The 19,249-nt window shown below is 72.7% G+C and carries 18 protein-coding genes; 1 reads left to right on the forward strand and 17 read right to left on the reverse strand.

Annotated elements, in window-relative coordinates; genetic code table 11:
- Positions 1–5: 5 nt before the first annotated feature.
- On the forward strand, positions 6–308 hold the full coding sequence (locus ACZ7OI_RS37205; protein ID WP_470268789.1) for a hypothetical protein: 303 nt from the start codon (positions 6–8) through the stop codon (positions 306–308).
- On the opposite strand, the gene ACZ7OI_RS37210 is transcribed toward ACZ7OI_RS37205, so the two are convergent.
- The 17 genes from ACZ7OI_RS37210 to ACZ7OI_RS37290 form a co-directional block, all read right to left on the reverse strand.
- Positions 305–586: a hypothetical protein gene (locus ACZ7OI_RS37210; RefSeq protein ID WP_470268790.1), complete on the reverse strand. Its 282-nt coding sequence runs from the start codon at positions 584–586 to the stop codon at positions 305–307. The two genes, ACZ7OI_RS37205 and ACZ7OI_RS37210, sit on opposite strands and share 4 nt — an antisense overlap.
- A 105-nt stretch (positions 587–691) precedes the next feature.
- The gene (locus ACZ7OI_RS37215) at positions 692–2,233 is read right to left on the reverse strand and encodes a hypothetical protein (RefSeq protein WP_470268791.1); all 1,542 of its coding nucleotides are present in this window, start codon (positions 2,231–2,233) and stop codon (positions 692–694) included.
- A 32-nt stretch (positions 2,234–2,265) separates the two neighbouring features.
- Positions 2,266–3,300 (reverse strand): hypothetical protein, encoded by a 1,035-nt coding sequence (locus ACZ7OI_RS37220; RefSeq protein ID WP_470268792.1) that lies wholly within the window; start codon positions 3,298–3,300, stop codon positions 2,266–2,268.
- A gap of 32 nt (positions 3,301–3,332) precedes the next feature.
- Complete coding sequence (locus ACZ7OI_RS37225; RefSeq protein WP_470268793.1) at positions 3,333–4,616, reverse strand: hypothetical protein; 1,284 nt, start codon at positions 4,614–4,616, stop codon at positions 3,333–3,335.
- Between the two features lie 31 nt (positions 4,617–4,647).
- The gene (locus tag ACZ7OI_RS37230; RefSeq protein WP_470268794.1) at positions 4,648–5,946 is read right to left on the reverse strand and encodes a hypothetical protein; all 1,299 of its coding nucleotides are present in this window, start codon (positions 5,944–5,946) and stop codon (positions 4,648–4,650) included.
- Positions 5,947–5,981: 35 nt separating this feature from the next.
- The gene (locus tag ACZ7OI_RS37235) at positions 5,982–6,806 is read right to left on the reverse strand and encodes a hypothetical protein (protein WP_470268795.1); all 825 of its coding nucleotides are present in this window, start codon (positions 6,804–6,806) and stop codon (positions 5,982–5,984) included.
- A gap of 419 nt (positions 6,807–7,225) precedes the next feature.
- Complete coding sequence (locus tag ACZ7OI_RS37240) at positions 7,226–8,182, reverse strand: hypothetical protein (protein ID WP_470268796.1); 957 nt, start codon at positions 8,180–8,182, stop codon at positions 7,226–7,228.
- 34 nt (positions 8,183–8,216) lie between these two features.
- Positions 8,217–9,641, reverse strand: a complete 1,425-nt coding sequence (locus ACZ7OI_RS37245) for a hypothetical protein (RefSeq protein ID WP_470268797.1) — start codon at positions 9,639–9,641, stop codon at positions 8,217–8,219.
- On the reverse strand, positions 9,638–10,393 hold the full coding sequence (locus tag ACZ7OI_RS37250; RefSeq protein WP_470268798.1) for a DUF4913 domain-containing protein: 756 nt from the start codon (positions 10,391–10,393) through the stop codon (positions 9,638–9,640). Before ACZ7OI_RS37250 ends, ACZ7OI_RS37245 begins: the two co-directional genes overlap by 4 nt.
- Complete coding sequence (locus ACZ7OI_RS37255) at positions 10,390–12,273, reverse strand: type IV secretory system conjugative DNA transfer family protein (RefSeq protein ID WP_470268799.1); 1,884 nt, start codon at positions 12,271–12,273, stop codon at positions 10,390–10,392. Before ACZ7OI_RS37255 ends, ACZ7OI_RS37250 begins: the two co-directional genes overlap by 4 nt.
- Positions 12,273–13,829 carry a hypothetical protein gene (locus ACZ7OI_RS37260; RefSeq protein WP_470268800.1) on the reverse strand — a complete coding sequence of 519 codons (1,557 nt, stop codon included), beginning with the start codon at positions 13,827–13,829 and terminating at the stop codon, positions 12,273–12,275. The genes ACZ7OI_RS37255 and ACZ7OI_RS37260 overlap by 1 nt, the downstream gene beginning before the upstream one ends.
- A 192-nt stretch (positions 13,830–14,021) precedes the next feature.
- Entirely contained in the window at positions 14,022–14,369 is a 348-nt protein-coding gene (locus tag ACZ7OI_RS37265; RefSeq protein WP_470268801.1) for a hypothetical protein, read from the reverse strand.
- Positions 14,366–15,859: an SCO6880 family protein gene (locus ACZ7OI_RS37270; RefSeq protein WP_470268802.1), complete on the reverse strand. Its 1,494-nt coding sequence runs from the start codon at positions 15,857–15,859 to the stop codon at positions 14,366–14,368. The genes ACZ7OI_RS37265 and ACZ7OI_RS37270 overlap by 4 nt, the downstream gene beginning before the upstream one ends.
- Positions 15,852–17,186: a hypothetical protein gene (locus tag ACZ7OI_RS37275; protein ID WP_470268803.1), complete on the reverse strand. Its 1,335-nt coding sequence runs from the start codon at positions 17,184–17,186 to the stop codon at positions 15,852–15,854. Before ACZ7OI_RS37275 ends, ACZ7OI_RS37270 begins: the two co-directional genes overlap by 8 nt.
- Positions 17,186–17,890 carry a DUF8175 domain-containg protein gene (locus ACZ7OI_RS37280; protein WP_470268804.1) on the reverse strand — a complete coding sequence of 235 codons (705 nt, stop codon included), beginning with the start codon at positions 17,888–17,890 and terminating at the stop codon, positions 17,186–17,188. Before ACZ7OI_RS37280 ends, ACZ7OI_RS37275 begins: the two co-directional genes overlap by 1 nt.
- Complete coding sequence (locus tag ACZ7OI_RS37285) at positions 17,890–18,201, reverse strand: hypothetical protein (RefSeq protein WP_470268805.1); 312 nt, start codon at positions 18,199–18,201, stop codon at positions 17,890–17,892. Before ACZ7OI_RS37285 ends, ACZ7OI_RS37280 begins: the two co-directional genes overlap by 1 nt.
- Positions 18,202–18,215: 14 nt before the next feature.
- Positions 18,216–18,827, reverse strand: coding sequence for a hypothetical protein (locus tag ACZ7OI_RS37290; RefSeq protein ID WP_470268806.1), 612 nt, complete (start codon positions 18,825–18,827; stop codon positions 18,216–18,218).
- Between the last annotated feature and the right edge of the window lie 422 nt (positions 18,828–19,249).

Consider the following 19,249-nt stretch of genomic DNA (forward strand, 5'->3'; position numbering starts at 1 on the left):
GTGTAGTGGGCGTTCTGGGTGCTGCGCCTCGCGGCCGCGTATTCCTCGTCGGTGAGCAGCCGCTGCAGTTCGGCGCGCTGCGCGGCGAAGTCGTCGCTGTCGAACAGCTGCGGGACCGCGCCCCACCCGGACCAGCGTGCCAGAGTCGCGCGGACCTCGTCGGGCGACTGGCCCGCGGGCTCGTCGTCGGCGACGAGGTCCGAGTCCTCCGGGCGCAGGACGCGCAGCGCGGCGAGGTTCGCCGCGATCCGCGCTTTCTGCCCCGAGGGCGCGAAGTCCTGCTGCCCCCGGGGCCGGAACGGTTCTAGATCAGGCTGCCCGGCTCGGTGAACGCCATCTCGCGCATCACCTCGTCCTCCACCGTCATCGAGACGTTGTTCAGACTCGCCAGATTCGCCATGAAGTCCAGGCTCTGGCCCGCCTGCTGCTGTTGTTCCGCTTCGTTCGTCCGGCGCTCGATCTCCGCGGCGATCCTCTCGCCCTTGTCCGTGAAGAACGCCGTCGGGTCCTCGATCCGGGCGTACTCCGCCGCCCGGTGCTTCCTCCAGTGCTCCCGGGTCTGTGCCCCGTAGTGATTCATCGTCACGATCTCCAGTATGGCCTAGGTTTTCGGTTTCCTTCACGTCGTCCCCCCGGACTTTTCGTTCTGGCTGCGCGGTGGGCGCGGGTCAGCAGCGCGCCGGCGCGGTGGTCATCGGGTCCTTCTGGAGCCGGGATGGTCGGCACTGCCGTGGCGGGACGCGGCGGTGCCGGGCCGGGCACGGCGCGACCGCGCGGCCTGTTCTTCCCGGACCGGAGGCGGTTCGGCGTCGTCGCGGGGCGCATCGGCCTGCTCGCCGGGCCGGGCTGGCGCTGCGTTCTCGTCGTGTCCGAAGACCGGTTGCGGATCCTTGTCGCCGGACAGTCCGGCGAGAAACGCGTCGGCCTGGGCTGTGGTCTCCGGATCCGGTGCGCGGAGCTCGAAACGCGCGGGGGCGTCCAGGCCGACCGTGCGCGGGCCGAGCGCGGCCGGCTGCCCGTCGTGGGCGATCACCAGGTCGTTGTCGTTCCTCTTCTGCAGGTCGCTGTCGCGGCGTTGCCACCTCCACGAGGTGTCGTCCCCGGTCAGCACCGGGTGCGGGATCGCGCGGGCGAGGTCCAGCGCTTCGTCCCGGTCGAGGAGGTAGCTGCCCGTGTCGTCGGCGTGCCGGTAGCCCCAGTCGGAGTCGAACTGTCCGGTGTCGACGTTGTAGACGTCCCCGCCGGAGCCGATCTGCTGGACGAACCAGCGGTCGTCGCGTGCGCGCGAGACGTGCAGCACGAGGTCGCCGCGGCGACCTCGGTCGTCGGTCGCGGGTTCGTTGCGGTCCACGGTGAACCGGCTCGCCAGCGCCAGCAGGTCCTCGGCGCTGCGGTCGTTCCCGGGCGGGGGAAGCGGCGCGGGCCCCTCGGGGCGGTGTTCGCGGGCGGCCGACTCCGGCAGCAGGGCGTGCACTAATCGCGCGTGCTTGGCGGAGAGGCTGGCGAGCAGGTGGGGATTCCGGGCGTGGAGGGCGGCGACCCGGGCTGCGCTGCGAGCGTTGTCGGCGTAGCTGGTGGACGGAGGAGGGAAGGGCCTGTCTTCCTGCGCGATGAACTGGTCGATCGCGGCGGCCAGCTCTGCCAGGCGAGCGCGATCCTGTGTTTCCTGTTGCAGGATGCTGTCTTTCTCTGCCAGCGCCGGCGGCAACTGCACGCCGGTCTTGTCCGACAGAGCACGGGCGAGGCCTTCGAATTCGTCGGCGGCGGCCAGCATGTCGGCGGCGGAAAACTCGGCGGCGGGGTCGCCGAACCGGCGGTCGCCCTCTTCCTCCGGCCCGGCGAACCTGGCCTCTTCGAACGCGCGTGCGAGGTCGTCGTCCCGCAGGATCTCCGCTTTCTGGGCGAGGCGGTCGAGGAAGGCGAAGGTGTAGACGCCGATGCCGTTGCTGGGACCGGATCCGGCGAGATCGTTGCGGTAGACGAACGTGGGATCGGGGTCGTACCGCGCAACCTCCTCGTCCAGGTCGAACGACCGGAGCCCCGGCAGCCTCCGCGCCCTGACCATCTGGTCCGCAGCTCTGTCGGCGTGAGCGATGCCGACGTTGAGGAAGAAGGCGTCGGGATCGTCGACGGTGTGCTCGAACGGGTCGATGTCGTTGCCCCAGCCGTTGGGCACGGGAACGGGCCAGCCGGCGAATCCGAGGAACGCGGGTTTCTCAGCGGGCTCTGTCACGGGTTTCTCCCCTCGTGCGGTCGGCGTGGTCGTCATCGGGCCCGGCCGGGATCGGCCGATTGCGCGGGTCCGCCGTGGCGGCGTGCGGCGGTGCCCGCCCGCGCGGCGCGCGCTCGCTTGGCAGGTTCCTGCCGGGCTTGCGCCTGTTCGGCGGCGGCGGGCGGACCGGCCTCCCGCGCGTCGGTGTGGGCGGGATCCGTGCGCGGGCGCCCGAGTTCGCGGTGCCTTTCGTCGACCAGGTGCCAGGGGAAATCAGGGAATTCGGGGAACTGGCGCGGCACGGGCGGCGGCCAGTCGCAGCGGTGCTCCCGGGAGGCCGCCTCCGGCACCAGGCTGTGCACGATTCCCGCGTCGTCGGGCAGGAGGCCGGCCAGCAGGTGGGGGTGGCGGGCGTCGAGGGAGGCGATGCGTGCTGCCCGGCGGCCGGATTCTGCGAGTTGCTCGGCATGGTCGGGCGAGTGGAGGAAGGGAGAGGCCAGGTGCAGCCTGTAGCGGCCGATCGCGGCGGACAGTTCGCGCAGCCTGGCGCGATCGGCCAATTGCGGCGGCAACCGCACACCGGTCTTGTGCGACAAGGCGCGGGCGAGGTCGTCGAGTTCGTCGGCGACGGCGTGCACGTCTGCGGCCGGAAGCCCGGCGGCGCTGTCGCGGGTCTGCCGCGCTCTGGCCGGCGCCAGGTTCTCGGCGAGGTCGAACGCCGGCGCTGGCCGGCCGAGGTGCAGGTCGCGCAGCAGGTCCGCGTTGCGGGCGAGGCGATCGAGGAAGGCGGAGGTGTAGGCGCCGACGTTGTCCTCGCCTTCGATGTCCGCCACGTACTTGGGTTCGGGGTGGTATCGCGCGATCTCGGCGTCCGGATCGAACGGCCGGAATCCCGCCCCGTCCCGCGTCGTGACCAGCTGCTCGGTCGCCATGTCGGCGTGCTGGGCGCCGATGAGGCGGAAGTAGTCGTCGATGTCGGAGGTCCAGCTCGCAAACGGCGGGTCGTCGAGCACCCAGAGCGGGGGCGCGGGAACGGGCCAGCCGGCGAATCCCCGGAACAGCACAGGATCTTCGGCGGGTTGGGTCATGGACGTCCCTTCCGGGATGGCGGGCGTGGTCGTCATCGCGCCCTGCCCGGGCCGGGCGGTTGCGCGGATCCGCCGTGGCGGCTCGCGGCGGTGCCCGGACGCACGGCTTGGGCGGGGCGCGGGCGCTGGTCCGGGGTCTGTTCTTGTTGTGCTGCGCGCATTTCGGCGGTGCGCGGGGCGCGGTCTTCCTGCTTCCGGACTGTGCGGATGCCGCGGACGAGACCGGCCTGCATCGGGGGCAGTGCGTGCACCAGTTCCGGATGTTCCCGGTGCAGCGCGGCGATCCGGTCGGCGAGCATTTCGACGCGCTCCCGGCTGCGGTCGGCGTCCTGAATCGAGAGGGCGAGCTGCTGGTTACGCGGGAGCGTGGCGGCCGCTTCGCTGCGCAGGAACATCTCGACCACCTCGTCGGCCAGGAGGTGGACGGCCAGCTCGTCGGCGTCATCGCTCAGCGCGCGCACCAGCGCCTCGTCCGCGGCCGGGGCTGCTCGCAGGGGTTGCGTGCCGTCGCGGCGATCGTCCCGGACGGCCCTCTCCGGGACGATCGCGCGCACGACCAGGGCGCGGGCGAGGGTGAGGCCTGCCCGCAGGTGCGGGTTCCCGGCGTCGAGGACCGCGATCCGGACCGCGAGGCGGTCACGTTCGGCGGCCCGCTCGGCGTCGTCGGCCGAATGCAGGAACGGCATGGCCCTGTGCAGGCTGTATTCGTCGATCGCGGCGGCCAGGTCGTCCGTCCCGGCGCGGTCCTGGGCTTCCTGCTCCCGGCGGAGGTCTTCGCCGGTCGGCGGGGACGGCTGCGCGAGGCCGGTCTTCGCCGCCAGCGCCTGTGCGAGGCTGCCGAGTTTGTCGGCGACGGCCAGCAGGTCGGAGGCCGGAAGCTCGCTGACGGAGTAGCGGAACCGTCGGGCCATCCCCGGGTCCATGTCCGCGAGGTCGTCGGGTGCGGGCACGCCGCCGTCTCGCTGCATGTCGCGCAGCAGTTCTGCCTTGTGCACCAGGCGATCGAGGAACGCGCGGGTGTAGGCCCCGGCGTTGTCGGCGGACCCGGCGTCGTACGCGCGCCCCGGATCGGGGTCGTAGCGCTCGACCCCGGCGACCAGGTCGAGCGCCCGGGCGTTCGGAAAGCGCCGCTCTCTGAGCAGCGCCTCCACCACGCCGTCGGCGTGGCGGACGCCGGTGCCACGAAAGTGCCCCGCGACCTCGCTGGGCTCGTGCTGTGCCGCGGACGCGCCGGGGCCGAGAGTCCATCGCCAGGGCGGGGGAACATACCATCCTGCGAATCCGAGGAACGCGGGTTCTGCGGCGGGCTGGGTCACCTGGTCCTCCCCCGTGCGGTCGTCGTGGTCGTCATCGCGCCCTGCTCGAGCCCGGCGGTTGCGCGGATCCGCCGTGGCGGCTCGCGGCGGTGCCCGGACGCGCGACGCGCGAATGGCCGACCGGTCCTTGCTCACGGCGGGTCTGGGGCGCGGCTCCGGCTTCTGGAACGGGCAGGTGCTGCTCCCCGGTTCGGCCGGGCCCAACACCGCCCAACCGCATGAGTTGTTGCGGCGGCAGCCGCTTGTTGTTCTCCTGCCCCTCGCCCCGGGCATCGCGGGCGGACGGGGGCAGAGGGCGGTTCTTCCACTGCACCGTGCCGTCCGGCAGCATCTCCGGATAGGACCCTGGCGTGGCGTAGGTCCGAGTCCACCGATCGAAGCGGGTCTCTTCCTGGTGCGGCCGCGAGGACTGTTCTTGCTGCGCCGCGCGTGGTTCGGTGACGGACTCGCCGTCGACGATCTGGTCGAGGGTCGGGATTCCCCGTTCGCGCGGCCCCTGGCGAATCGTGTCGAGGAGGGCGTCGATTCGGGCCATCTGGTCGCGATGCTCGTCAAGCCGGGGGTCGTGCACGACCCGGGCGGCCGACGGTCCGCCTTCTGGTGCGCTGCTGGGCTCCGGGCGCTCGGTCGGGATTCCCCGTTCTCGCAGCCCCTGCCGAATCGTGTCGAGGAGGGCCTTTATTCGGGCCGAACTGGCGGGATCCAGCGGGCGGGCGGCACCCTCGCGAGGGGCGATCGCGGCGGCCGGCTCGCCCAGCCTGGCACGCTCCGATGTCTCCTGCCTGCGGCGGTGGATTCGCTCGGCCAGCCGCGTCGGCAACGGTGCGCCGGTCTTGAGCGACACCATGCGGGCGAGGAGCTCTAATTCCTCGGCTGCAACCGAGACAGCGGTGGCAGGGAGGTCGCCGACGAGGTCGCTCAGCCGGGCCATGTCGGCCCGCAGATCCACGTCGTCGGTCAGGGACGGGTTGTCCTCGCCCGGTCGCAGTGCCCGCAGCATCTGCGCGGTCTGCATCAAGCGGTCGAGGAAACCGAGGGTGTAGGAACCGGCGTTGTCGGCCAATTCGTTGCCGTAGAGGGCTTTCGGCTGGGGGTCGTACCGGCGGGCTTCGGCGTCCAGGTCGAACTCCCGGACGTTCGGATCGCGCCACGAGCGGATCTGCTGCTCTGCCACGAGGTCCGCGTGGTCGATGCCGACGTCGCGGAAAAAGTCGTCGGTCTCGGCGAACTCGCCTGCCGCCGGGTCGTACACGAGCATGTCTCGCGGAGGCACGGGAACGGGCTGGCCGGCGAACCCCAGGAACGCCGGTTCCTCGTCGGGCTGGGTCATGCGGTTCTCCCCCTTCAGGGCGGTCGGTGCGGTCGTCATCGCGCCCGTCCTGGCGGTTGCGCGGGTCCGCCGTGGCGGCTCGCGGGGGTCCCCGGCCGCGCCGGTCCCGGTCGCTCGGCCTGGTGCGGCTGCGTGTCGGCCTTCTCTCCCGGCGGGGCGGGTGCCGTGCTCGCGTCCCGCCCGAAGACCTGACGGGGGTCCTTGGCGGCGGCAGGGGCGGCGAGAAACGCCTCGGCCCGGGCCTTGCTCTCCAGGAGCGGCGCGTCGATCACCCACCGCTCCGGGGCGCCGCCGGGCCGATCGACGCGCGACTGCACCCGGCTCCATTCCATCCGGGTCCGGCCGGTGCCGACTTCGACGCGGTAAGGCCCGCTGCGAAGGCCGTGCATGGCTATCTCGAATTCGTTCGGCCGGCGCGATTGCGGAAGGGGCGGAGGCCAGTCGGGACGGTGCCACCGGGACGACGACTCCGGCACCAGCGCGTGCAGGACCCGGGCGCGGCCGGGATCGAGGCTGGCCAGCAGGTGCGGGTTCTGCGTGTCGAGGACGGCGACGCGGGCCGCGAGGCGGCCGAGCCCGGCGCGTTGCTCGGCGCCGCTCGCCGTGCTCGGCGACGGCATGGCCTGTTGCTCGCTGTACCGGTCGATCGCCGTGGACAGCTCGATCAGCCGGGCGCGGTCCGCATATTCCTGGTTCGTGCGGCGGTCTTTCTCGGCCAGCAGCGGCGGCAACTGGGCGCCGGTCTTGCGCGTCAGGGCTCGGGCGAGGGACTCGAGTCCGTCGGCGACGGCGTGCACGTCTGCGGCGGGGAACTCGGCGACGAACTCGCGAAGGCGGCGGGCCTTCTCCGGCCCGTGCATCTCTCCGTCTTCGGCCGCGAGCGCGGTGTCGTCGCCTCGGGTGCAGGTCCCGCAGAACCTCCGCTCTCCAGGCCAGGCGGCCGACGAAGGCTCCGGTGTAGATGCCGATGCTGTCCCCGGGTTCGTCGCCGTAGAGGTTCTCGGTCTCGGGGTTGTACCGCTGGACCTCGGCGTCCGGGTTGAACGGCCGGAATCCCGGTATCCGCCGCGCCCTCATCAGCTGGTCCGCCGCGGCGTCGGCGTGGTCGACGCCGACGCCGCGGAAGAAATCGTCGGGATCGGCCGGGGACTCGAACGGGTCGTAGTCGCGTCCCCAGCCCGGGGGCTCGGGAACGGGCCAGCCGGCGAACCCCTGGAACGCCGGTTCCTTGTCTGGCTGGGTCATGCGGTCCTCCCCTGGATCGCGGTCGGCGTGGTCGTCATCGCGGCCGGCCCGCGTTCGGCGGGTGCGCGGGTCCGGTGTGGCGGCTGGCGGCGGTGCCGGGCCGCGCGACGCGCGCGGGTTTGGCCGGTTCCTGCGGGACCTGGGCCGGTCCGGCGGCATCCGCAGCGGCGGCGTCCTGGGCGCCGGCTCGGTCGGGAGGGAGGCTGCGCAGGAGCGCTTTGAGCAGGCGGTCGTTGCCGAGCGCGTCCTCGCGCAGAGCAGCGCGGGCGCGCTCGGCAAGGGGCTGCCTCGTCCACCGCAACGTTCCGTCCGGGCGCGTCTCCGCGACGCGGCCGGAAACGGCGTCGAGGGCGGCATCGACCCGGCGTTCCGTATCGGCGCCGGGCGTCACCGGGGCGGGCTGGTCGTTCTCGCCCTTCGCGCGATCCTGCGTCTCCTGCTCCCGGCCGCGGTCCTTCTCGGACAGGGCCCGCGGCAGCCGCACGCCGGTCTTGTGCGAGAGGGCGCGGGCGAGGACGTCGAGTTCGTCGGCGACGGCCTGCACGTCCGCGGCCGGGAGCACGGCGGCGTGCTCGCGGATCCGCTCGGCCCGGTCGGGAGCCTCCAGCTCCTCGGCGACGTCGAGTGCGGGGCTGGGGCGGCCCTGTTGCACGTCGCGCAGCAGCTCGGCCTTCTGGGCAAGGCGGTCGATAAAGGCCGAGGTGTAGTGGGCGAGGTCGTACTCGGCTTCTGTGCCCTGCGCGTGTCTGGGTTCGGGGTTGTACCGCTGGACCTCGGCCTGCGGGTCGAACGGCCGCCAATCCGGGAACTCTCGCATCCTCAGCATTTGCTCGGTCGCGAAGTCGGCGTGCCAGGTCCCGTTGAGACGGAAGTAGTAGTCGTCGATGCCGGAGTCGGCAAACTCCGCGTGGCTGCGCAGCCAGGCCGTGTACTCAAAAACAGGCCAGCCGGCGAATCCCTCGAACGCCACCTCGTAGGCGGGCTGGGTCATGTGGTCCTCCCCTTCAGGGCCGTCGGTGCGGTCGTCATCGCGCCCGCGTCGTGCCGGGCGGTTGCGCGGGTCCGCCGTGGCGGCTCGCGGCGGTGCCCGGCCGCGCGCCGCGCGCGGGCTTGACCGGTGCTCGCGGGGCGTGCGTCGGGTCGGCGGCGTCGCGCGAACCGCCGTGCGGCCCGACGAAGCGGACGGGGTCAGCGCCGTCGCCGCGCAGGAATTCCTGTGCCCCAGTGCTTTCCGCCGCTGCCTCGCGCTGGTCGGGAGGCAGGGGCGGCAGCGTCTCCGGGAAGGTTCCGAAGAAGGCATCGAGGGCGGCATCGCCGCGGCGCGGCTGCTCGTCGGGCCGCGCGGCCTGGTCGCGTTCGGGCGCGGGTTGGGGAACGGGGGCGGCGGACTGGTCGTTCTCGCTCCGCGCGCGGGCCTGGACGATGTGGACGTTGCGGACCAGGCCCGCCTGCAGCGGCGGCAGTTCGCGCACCAGCGCGGGTTCGTACCGGATCAGTTCGGCGAGCCGGTCGGCCAGCGGCCCGACGGTCGCGGCGTTGGCGCGCGCGGCTGGGTGCAGGAGCGCGGTGAGCAGTTCGTCGGCGGCGGCTCGCAGCTGCCGGAACACGAGGTTGTCGGGAGCCGGCGGGTCCGGGAGCGACGTTACGGCGTAGAGGTTCCAGCGGGTCGAGGAGTCCGGCACCAGCTGTTGCACGACCTGTGCGCGGTCGGCGGTGAGGTATTCCACCAACACGTGGTTCTGGGCGTCGAGGGCGGCGACGCGGGCGGTGCGGCGGTCGCGTTCGGCGCTCTGCTCGGCGGGGTTGTCCGAATGCAGGAAGGGCAGCGCGCGGTGCAGGCTGTACTCGTCGATCGCGGCGGTCAGGTTTTCCATCGCCGTGTGGTCGCGCATGGCCCACTCCCGGCGCCGGTCGTCCTCTGCCAGCCGCCACGGCAGTGGCCGTCCGGTGTTCTCCGCGATTTTTCGGACGACGTCGTCGAAGGTGTCGGCGAGCTCCATCGGGGCGGAGAGGTCGCGGGTCTGCTCGCGCAGCCGGGCCAGTTCCGGCGCGTGCTGGGCGGGGTCGAGGAACGGGGACTGTTCGCTGTCGTCCCGGTGCAGTTCGCGCAGCAGGTCCGCGCGGTGCGCGAGGCGGCCCATCAGCGCGGAGGTGTAGAGCCAGGTGTGGTCTTCGGGCTCGATGCCGGTGGACCAGGTCTGCTGGGGGTCGTACCTCTTGGTCTCGGCGTCCAGGTCGAACGGCCGGTAGCTCAGGTCGCCGTGCATTCGGATCATCTGGTCGGCCAGGAAGTCGCCGTCGGTGTTCCCGATGTCGCGGAAGTGTGTCTTGACAGCGTCGGGCTTGCCCGGTGCCGGGTCGTAGTCGTGGGCGTAGGTCTCCGGCGGAGGCGGGGGGACGGGCCGTCCGGCGAATCCCAGGAACGCCGTCGGCTGTTCGGGTTCGGTCATGCTGTCCTCCCGGTGGCGGGATCGGCGCCCGGTTGCGGTGCCGGGTCGTGGCCGAGTTCGGCGACGGTGGCGGAGTGCCGGTTCGGGGTGCAGGCGTGGAAGGGCCCGTAGGGGCTGGTGAGCGTGGCCAGGTGCGGGTCCAGGTGGTCGCGCAGGTAGACCGAGAGCCAGGACGGTTCGTCGGCCTCGCTCAGTTCGCCGAAGGCCAGGTACAGGGCGGTGAACCGTTCGACGGCGTCGTGGTGCAGCCACCACTGGCGGCACCAGCGGATGCCGCCGCCCTCGCCGGTCGTGGTGGTCTTGCGGACCATCGGTGCGATGTGGACGGTCACCCAGGCGTGCAGGACGCCGGGCGTGGGCCGCGCGACGGCGGCGGGGCCCGCGCCGTCCGTGCCTCCGCCGCCGGTTTCCGGTGCGGGCGCGGCGGGTCCGGCGTCGGCCGCGGCGGGGGCGGCCGGCGACGCGGTCGCCACGGCCTGCATCTGCGCGTAGAGGTTGGAGAACTGGTAGCTCATGTCGGCCAGGCCGTCTTCGAGGTTGTCCAGGCCGTTGTTGGCCATCTCGACGGCGTTGCGCATCAGGACGACTTCGCCGCTGACCTGGAACTGCTCGGTCTCCAGCGAGCGCAGCCACCGCCGGACGCGCTCTTCCAGCTCGGCCAGGTCCGCGAGGGTCGCCGGTTCGGTGTCGTCGGCGGGCCAGGCGGGTTCGTCCGGGGAGTCCGGGCCCGGACCGTCGGGCGGGGCGGTCACGGCCGTGTCCCCGTCGGTGCGGCGGCGTCCGGGGGCCGCAGCGACTTCGCGACCGGGTTGTCCGGGCCGAGGTAGTCGATGGCCGACTGCTGGATCTGCGCGGTGGCCTCTTTGGACAGTTCGACGAGCTGGCGTTTCTCCTCGCCGTCGGGTTCGGCGTACCAGGGCCGCAGCCGCAGCATGCCGGGGCGGCGCCCGGAGGTGATGAGCAGGGCGTTGGTGCGCGGCATCGCGGCGATGTCGGCGGCGGTGAGGATCCGTTCGGTGTGCAGGCTGCGCGAGGTCGACGGGCCGCCGCTGGAGTAGCTGTTGGAGGTCTCCTCGACCTTGTGGTCGCCGACCAGGCGGCTGAGGTCCTCCGCGAAATCCGGGTCCGCGATCCCGGCCCCGATCGTCTTGATCGTGGCCGCAGACCACAGCGCGTCGAAGCCCTCTTTGCCCCACACCGATCGCCCTTGCTCGCGGGACTGCAGGACGGTGGTGACCATGATCGATTGCGACCCGAACCACGAATACCAGCCGGGCAATTCTGGGATCCTGACGATGTTCGCGGCTTCATCGAGCTGCAAAGTCATCGGAGGGTCCAGGCGGCCGCCGTTGGCGGCCGCCGCGCGGAATGCGACGTTGCACAATTCCCCGACCATGGCCGCGACGATCGGCCGGCCCGAGCCCTGTCCTTCGCGGGTGAGCAGGTACAGCGTCGGGTGCGCGTCGCCGGGCTGGGTGATCAGGTCCCAGAGGTTCAATTCCCTGATCAGGCCAGGGTCTTTGGGTATTTCCTGCCAGGACAGCGGCGGCGTGACCCAGCGCAGCAGCGCTTCGGAGTCCAGACAGGAAATGGCGGTGGCGACGCCTTCGTACACGCCGCCGCGTGTTTCCGGCGGCAATTCCAGGGTGGCGCGCAGCGAATCGCCCTGCCCGCCGAAACCGTGCCGGTCCAATTGCACCGCCGGTTCGTCGGAACGGGTCGCGACCCAGTGCACGACGTCGCGCAGCGAATGCCCGGACACCGCCGCGGCGAGCAGGATCTGCCGCAGCGTCTTCTCGGCGGCGGGGGTGAAGAACGGGTCGGCGCGGTCGGTGCCGCCGCCCGCGCCGCCGCCGACCTCGCGCATGAAATACGCGGCCATCCGCGACGCGGATTCCACATCGGACACTCCGGCGAGCGGGTCCCACCAGAACGTCTGCGGCTGGTAGGTGATGTGGTTGCAGTCGAAGAGATAGATCTCGCCGACGAGGGCGCGCAAGCCCTGGGTCAGCGCCCACACGTCGCCCTTGTTGGACGTGGCCACCACCGTGCCGGGCGCGCTGAGGATCTCCGGGACGACCTTCGCGCTCGTTTTGTTGCTGCGGGGCCCGCAGATCACCAGCTCGACGTCCTCGTGGCTCTTGTAGACGGTCCGGCCGCCGATGTCGCCCAGCGCCGCGCCGATCTGGCGGGGGGCGAGGTCGCGCGGGCGGGCGTCGGCGAGCGAGGCCCGCAGGCCTTGGGCGCGTTTGGCCATGGCCGGCTGCTGCAGTTCCCGGAATTCCCTGGCGGAGTTCATCGCCCGGTGCCCGTCGCGCGGCCGTCCCCGTTTCGCGATCAGCACCGCGATCGTGATCGCGGCCGCGAGCAGCACCGCGCCCTGCGCGCCGAACACGATCCAGAACCAGACCTCGGATCCGCCGGGGCCGATGAGGCCGGTCAGCCCGGGACGGCGCAGCGCGGTGGGGATGGACCCGGGCGAGGGCACGGGAAATCCGGGAGCGGCACCGGCCTGCGCGGCGACCCAGACCATGCCGCCGAGCAGGAACACCGAGCCGATCAGCCCGACGATCACCCATGGCAGCACCGGCGTGGCGCCGGAGGCGTGGCGGCGTGAGGTGGGCGAGGTCATCACGCCACCGCCGAACGGGGCGCGGCGTCGAACGCCGAATCCGTGTTGTAGAGCTCGAGTTCGCGCGGGGTGAGGTTCATCCGCACCGGCAGCCCGGCGCGCTCGCCGGCCTTGACGAGGTAGAGCCCGCGTCCGGGATGGCGCTGCCCGGGAACCCAGGTGCCGGCCGACTGCCAGGAGGAGAGCATGTCGGCTTCGCGCGAGGACAGCGACACCGTCAGGCTGCGCAGTTCCGAGGCCGGGAGCCCGCCGTAGACGTGGATGGCGCAGCGGGCGGCGATGCCGCGCGCCTTGGCGCGGTCCTCTTCGGACGGCAGCGCTTCCAGGTCGTCCATGGAGTGCGTCAAATAGACGCTGGCGACGCCTTTGTGGCGGTTGAGCCGGGTCAGCCGGTCGGACTTCTCCACCAGCCCGGAGCCGGTGCGCAGCGCCCGCCACGCCTCGTCCTGGATCCAGAGGATGTTGCGGCCGTGTCCGGTCTGGCGGGCCTCGATCATGCTCGCGCCCCAGGCCCAGGAGCACAGCATCGCCGCCGCCACGACTTCGTCGGTTTCCTCGTCCAGCACGGAGATGTCCAGCGACGTCGCCGGGGAGGCGGGGTCCAGGCGCGCGGTCGAGCGCCGGTCGAACAGGCCGCGCAGCGGTCCTTCCACCAGCAGGTCGAAACTGGACAGGACGTCGCGGACCAGGTCGAAGTAGCGTTCCAGCGAGCCGTCGATCCGCGCGGCGGACAGCAGGTGCTGCGGCGCCTGGTCGAGCACCGCGCGGACTTCCGGGATGGTGGGCTGGTTGTCGGGGGCGGCGTCGGTGGCCAGGTCGATCGCCCGGGAGACCAGGTTGCGCTCGGTCGGCGTGGGGTGGCGGTCCAGCTCCAGCAGCAGCAGGCCTTCCAGCAGCGAGGTCTGCCGGGCGCGGATCGATTCGCGCAGGGCGTCGCGTTCGCGGCCGCTGGTGGTCGCGAGCAGCGCGGCCAGCGGGCCGGGGTCGAGCGGGTTGATCGCGTCGTGCCCGCGGCCGATCTTGATCACGGTGCCGCCGAGGCGGCGGATCAGAGCGGTGTATTCCCCTTTCACGTCCGCCGGGCAGAAGATCATCCAGCCGAACGCGCACAGCCCGGTCCCGAGCCTTTTCGCGAACGCGCTCTTGCCGACCCCCGGCTGCGCTTGAACCCACAGCCCCGTGTTGGAAATGAGACCCGTTTTCAACCAGTCTCCGGGGTGGAGGCCGATGGGTTCGTGGGTGTGCAGGTCGTGTCCGATCGGGACGCCGCGCACCCGCGCGCCGGATCCGCCGACGAACGGGAACAATCCGGCCAGCTGCGTGGTGGTGCCCTGCCACAGCGCGGCCGAGCCGACGTGGTGGTCGCGCCCGCCCGAGGGCACCGCCCATCCGCGCGCGGGCGGGACGGGCAGTGCGCGCAGCTCGGCCAGCGGGTCGCTGCGTTCGGGCTGATGGCGCAGCGTGGCGTCGGCGACGGTCTGCGGAACGACGAGACCGCCGTCGGCGTGGTCGGGATCGGTGACGGCGCTTCGGGTGCGCCGGCCGAACAGATTCATCGCGTTCCCCCTGATCGCGTGAACTGCTGGTCCAGCAACGGAATGTGAGATGGCGGCATCCGGTCCGACCCCCAGCCGGGCCGGATGCCGCCGGTGTGCGTGCGAGTCCCCGCGTGCCACCGGGTGCGGGCGGAACTCGCAGCACGGCCTGTGGTTCCGCGCGCAGCGGCGCTGCTGCGGAACTGCCGCGCGTCAGTGCGCGATCGGGCGAGCGGGCGGCGCCTGCGGTGCGGGCGCGATCGGCCGGCGCCCGCACCGCGTGTCCGGCGGCGGGTCGGGATTCCCGCGCCGAGGCTGTGTCGCGGCCATGTTTCCCCCATGGTGTTCGCGTTGCCGTGCTTGGTTTTTCCGCGCATCGCGCTGCTGCTGTCCGGGACTGCCCGGCGGCGCGCGCCCGGCGCGCCCGGCGCGGCGGGTGCGGCCGACGCACCGCCCGCGGTAGGGGTGGACGCGGCGGCGCGCCGTCGCGGGCAGCGCCGTCGGTTTCGTCGGCGGCACGGCCCGGAATCGCTTGCGCCGCAGGAATTCGGCGGTGTTCATCGGGCCATCCGCCCGCGCCGCGCCAGCTCCGGCGGGTAGATCCCGACGCCGAGGGAGGCGGCGAACCCGGCGCCCTGCCAGCCCCAGCACCGGCGCAGCCGCAGTTTCGCGTTGCGGGCCCGGCTCTCGACGTCGGCGATCGCGTCCGGCAGCCGCCGTGGGTCCTCGACGGTGGTCGTGACGTACATGCCCCACAGCCCGACGCCCGCGCCCCGGGCCTCTTCCTCGGCGGCCTGGCGGGCCCGGACCTCGTCGGTGCGGTCGCGGGCGGTGTCGTCGATGCCGCGCCGGCGGCGCACTTCGCGCCGGAACGCCGAGCCGGTGGCCTCGCGCGCCACCACGTCCCCGGCCTGATCCGCCGGATAGGGCTGATAGGTGACGTTGACCCGGCGGTGGTAGCGGCCCGGCGTCACCAGCGGCGCGAGGACGTTGCTGGTCACCAGCTGGTTGGGCAGGCCCGCCAGGGCCCAGGTGCAGCTCCACCCGGAGTCGTGCCAGTAGTGGTCGGCCAGCGCGTGCGCCTTGACCGGCCCGGCGTCGGCCCACGCGAGCAGGTGCTTCTGCTCGGCCAGGCGGGCGAGTTCGCCGCGGGCGTGCGGGTCGTAGGCCGAGCGCAGCCAGTGGGTCATGTCGGCTGCGGTGGCGCGGCCGAGCATCGCGACCCCGCACAGCGGGAGGTCGCCTTCCAGCCCGGACAGCGCGCGGGAGACCTCGGCGACGCGTTCGGCGTCGTCGCGCGGCTGCGGCCGCGCCCGCTGCGGCTGGAACGTCAGCGACACCCGGACGGAAATGTCCGCTGTGGACCCGCGGTGCGCCTCGGCGACCTCGCGCATCGTCTCGCGCGCGACCGCCGGCGCGGCCGGGTCGAGCCGGTCGCTGACGTAGTCGGCGAGTTCGGTTCCGGTGCTGGGGGCCGATTCCACGGTGATCGAGGCCCATTCCACGGTCGGCTCGTACCCGAGCGACGCCTGCCACGCCGCGAAGGACCCGATCCACAGGTCCTGCCGGTCCTGATCGGCCAGGACGGTGCCCACCGGCGCGACCCGCAGCGACGCGGTCAGCCGCCCGGTGCGCCGGTCCCACAACAGGCCGAACGGGTTCCCGAGTCCGTCCTTTGTGGACAGAGGCATGAGCGGCGCGAGGACGCCGGGCAGTTCTTTTCCGCGCGGGTGCCGGGTGAAGACCCCGGATTCCCATTCCGACCAGCCTTTGCGGTTCGCGGTGGCGCTGCGCGCGGAGATGATGAGCGACCCGCCCAGCGACACCCCGCGCGAGCGGTGCGGCACCAGCGCCAGGACGCCGGTGACCAGCGACGCCAGCAGCGCGATGCCCATCACCAGCAGCGGAAGCCCGGTGCTGGCGACCAGGACCCAGGTCCCCAGCGGGACCATGACGCAGCCCGCCATGACCGCGGTCTGCGCTTCGGACAGCTTCCCGACGCCGAAACCCCGGCGAGCTCTCCATCCCCCGTACGTGCGCGTGTCACTCATCGCCGGACCCCTCGGTCATCGTGTCGCTGACTGCTCCCTTGGTCGCGTTTCCGGCTTCCAGAGCCGCACCGGCCACCGCCCCGACACCGGCCCCGGCAGCTCCGGCCCCGGCCCCGGCGGCTCCGGCTCCGGCTGTCCCCGTTTCCGTTCCCGTGCCTGCCGTTCCCGCTTCCGTTCCCGTGCCTGCCGTTCCCGCTTCCGTTCCCGTGCCTGCCGCGGCTTCGGGTCCGTGCTCGGCGTCGCCGCCGCTTCCGCCGCCGGGCGCTCCGCCGCCGTGGCCGGTGTCCGGAGCGCCTCCGGGCCTGTCCCCGGCTCCCCCGCCCGGCCCGTCGCCGTTGTTGGCCGGGGCCACCGGCGGCGCTCCGGCGCCTTGGTCGCCGCCGCCGTCTCCGGCGGGGCCGGAGCGGTCCATGAATTTGCTGAAGCCGCTGGCGCCCGCGCCGCCGATCATGCTGGCTGCGGCACCGGCCGCCATCGCGCCGCCGCCTCCTCCCCCGGCGGAGACGAACCGCTGTCCTCCCCAGTCGAAGAACCGCAGCATCGTGGGCATCGCGATCACCGCCATGGCGAGCACGGCCATGCCGGTGAGGATCGTGCCGATGTCGGTGCCCTCGCCCAGCAGCAGGAACCCGATCGCGTAGACGATCGCCGCGATCGGCTGGTAGAGGATCAGGCTCAGCGCCCAGCTCAAGAGTTTGCGCAGCCACGGTTTGGTGGCCTCGTTGATCTGCCCGGCGGCGGCGGTCGGGATCAGCGCCAGGATGATCACCAGCGCGCCCATCCGGAAGAACCCCAGGATCCACTGGATCCCGGAGAGGAAGAACATGATGAGCGCCAGGAAGAAGATCGCGGCCGTCGACGCGGCGACGTTGGCCTGCATGGCGTTGGTCATGGTGTTGCTGAACTTCTGGATCGAGGCGCTGAGCACCTGGTCCGACAGCGCGAGCCCGCCCTGGTAGAGCAGGACCGCGGCCGCGGTGCCCATGGTCGACCAGCCCGCGAACGACATCAGCCCCATGCCGGTGTTGACCAGCGGCTCGGCCTTGCGCTTCCAGATCATGAGGGTGCCCTGCCAGACAACGGATCCGACCAGCAGCACGAGCCCGACGTAGAGCAGCAGGCTCTGGATCTCGGTGATCGAGGGGCCCTGCAGCATCGACGAGCGGTCGCTTTTGGTCCAGTACGTCATGGCCTCGGCGAGCAACTCGACCGCGCCCTTGGCGATGGAATTGGCGAGGTCGGTGAACCAGTTGTGGACTCCCGACCCGATCTGGCAGCCGACGTCGAGCGTGCCGCAGTCGTCGGCCAGCACGATGGTCGCGGGCATCAGCGGCCTCCCCCCGCAACGGCTCCGAGCGAGGCGTAGCCGTCCACTGAGGACTTCGCGGTGGCGCGCGGACGCGGGAGCTGGACCCGCCAGTCGCCGGAGACCCATTGCAGCGTCACGGAAAGGTGTGCGAAGGACTTGCTGGCCGACGTCTGCGGGGTCGCCGCCGCGAGCTCGACCACGACCAGCTCGCCGCCCGGGTCGCCGGCGCTGATCCGCCACCACCACTGGGTCGGCCGGGTGTCCCCGGCGTGCGCGTCGCTCTGCTCCTGCGCCAGCTGCGAGAGCGCCGACTGCGCGTCGCCGACCGTCTGCTCGGCATACGTCGGCCGGTACACCGCGGCGCCCGAGGCGGCCGACAGCCGCACCGTGAGGTTGATCGCCGCGAACACCGCGCCGTCGCGGTCGTGGGCGAAGCCGCGTGCGCGGCCGCCGCTCGTGTCGCGGGGTCCGGCGCAGTCGCTGACCGGCGCCGGGTCTCCGCTGGGCGCGGCTTCCCACCGCGTGAGGCACCGCGGCTGCTGCCTGCTCGGCGGCGGGCCCTCGGCGGAGCGGGCCGGGGGCGCGGCGGTCTGCTGCGGGTGCGCGGTCGCGGTGCCGGAACTGCTGCTGCTGATCAGCCATCCGACGAGGCCGGTGGCGACGATCGCGGCGACGATCGCGACGATCCACCAGCGACGTCGCGTCCGCTGGCGGGCGGCCATCAGATGAGCCACCCCACGATGGAGGTCGCGCCGAGGATCAGCGCGAGGCCGCCCACGACCCACGGCAAGGCCATCGCGCCCTCGACGGCCATGTTGTTCCTGTTGCGGCGGCCGACGGCCATCATGATCCCGGCCGCGACCAGGGCGGCGACCGCGCCGACCAGGCCGCCCCATTTCATCCAGGCGACCATGGTGGACGCTGCCTCGGAAAGCTTGCCCGGCGGCGCATGCGGCTTCGGGTCGTCGAAGCCCGGAATGCCGGGCTCCTGCATGAGCCACACGTTGACCGCGGCGAGTGCCTTGCTGAACACGATCTTTCCCCCGTCTATCCCCCGGTGACGCGCCCCAGCCCCCCTGGCTGCGGCGCGGAATACTGAGGCGGCCCGGCTGGCCGGCCGCCGGCCGGGAACGCGGGCCCCGCGCGCGGCGGGAACGACCGGGGCCGGGGCGGCACGACGGCGCGGCCGGGCGGCACGACGGCGGACGGGGGGTGCGCCGGGCGCGCGGGCGCGGAGTACATCAGCCGCACCGCGTCGGGCAGCCGGCGGACCAGGTCCGCGACCGGTTTGGGAATCGTCTTGCCCGGCGGTGCTTCCAGCTCGGTCCACTGACGCTGGTGGAACACGGTGAACGTGGCGGCGAGGTGCGGTTCGGCGCTGCGCAGGTGCGACTTGGACGCGCGGCTGAGGCCGCCGGGGACGGTGTGCATCACGATCAGCACCGGCGGGCGCGGGCACGCGGCGAGCGCGCGGCCCAGCTGCGCCGTCGCCGCGGCGGTGTTGCTGGTGATCAGCAGGTGGACCAGGCCCCCGCGGTACACGCCCAGGTCCTGCACCGCGATTTTCATTTCCGCGAGCAGCACGCGGGCGAACGCCGTGGTCCCGACGCCCCCCGCGACGCCGCCCAGCACCAACCGCGGCCTCTGCCCATCCGTCACGTGTCCCCCTGAACACCGTGTGCCCGCGCGGTGCGCTGGGCTGTTGCTGCCGCCCGGATGGGCCACGACGGCAGAATTCGTTTACTTGTCCGGATCGCGGGGATCGCGGTCGCCGAGACGCGGGCGGCGATCTCCCCCGATCACCGTCCGCCGCGAACCCGGCGGCTGGTCCTCGTCCGGCTGGTGCTCCCGGCCCGGGACCCGGGGCCGCCGGGCTACGGCCCCCCTCGTTGCGCGGTCACCCGGAAGGCGCAGTGCGCCTGTGACGGAGCGAGGCGGCCGGGTGCGTCGCGACTCGTTCGACGCACCGCACCGGGCTCCCGACCGCCGACCACGCTCAGTGCCCGAACGACGCTCGGACGATCAACATGGTCCGCGTCCACCTGGTCGACCGCACACCACTCGGTCCCCCTGAAGCCAAC

It is taken from the genome of Amycolatopsis sp. NPDC114503 (assembly GCF_055633655.1).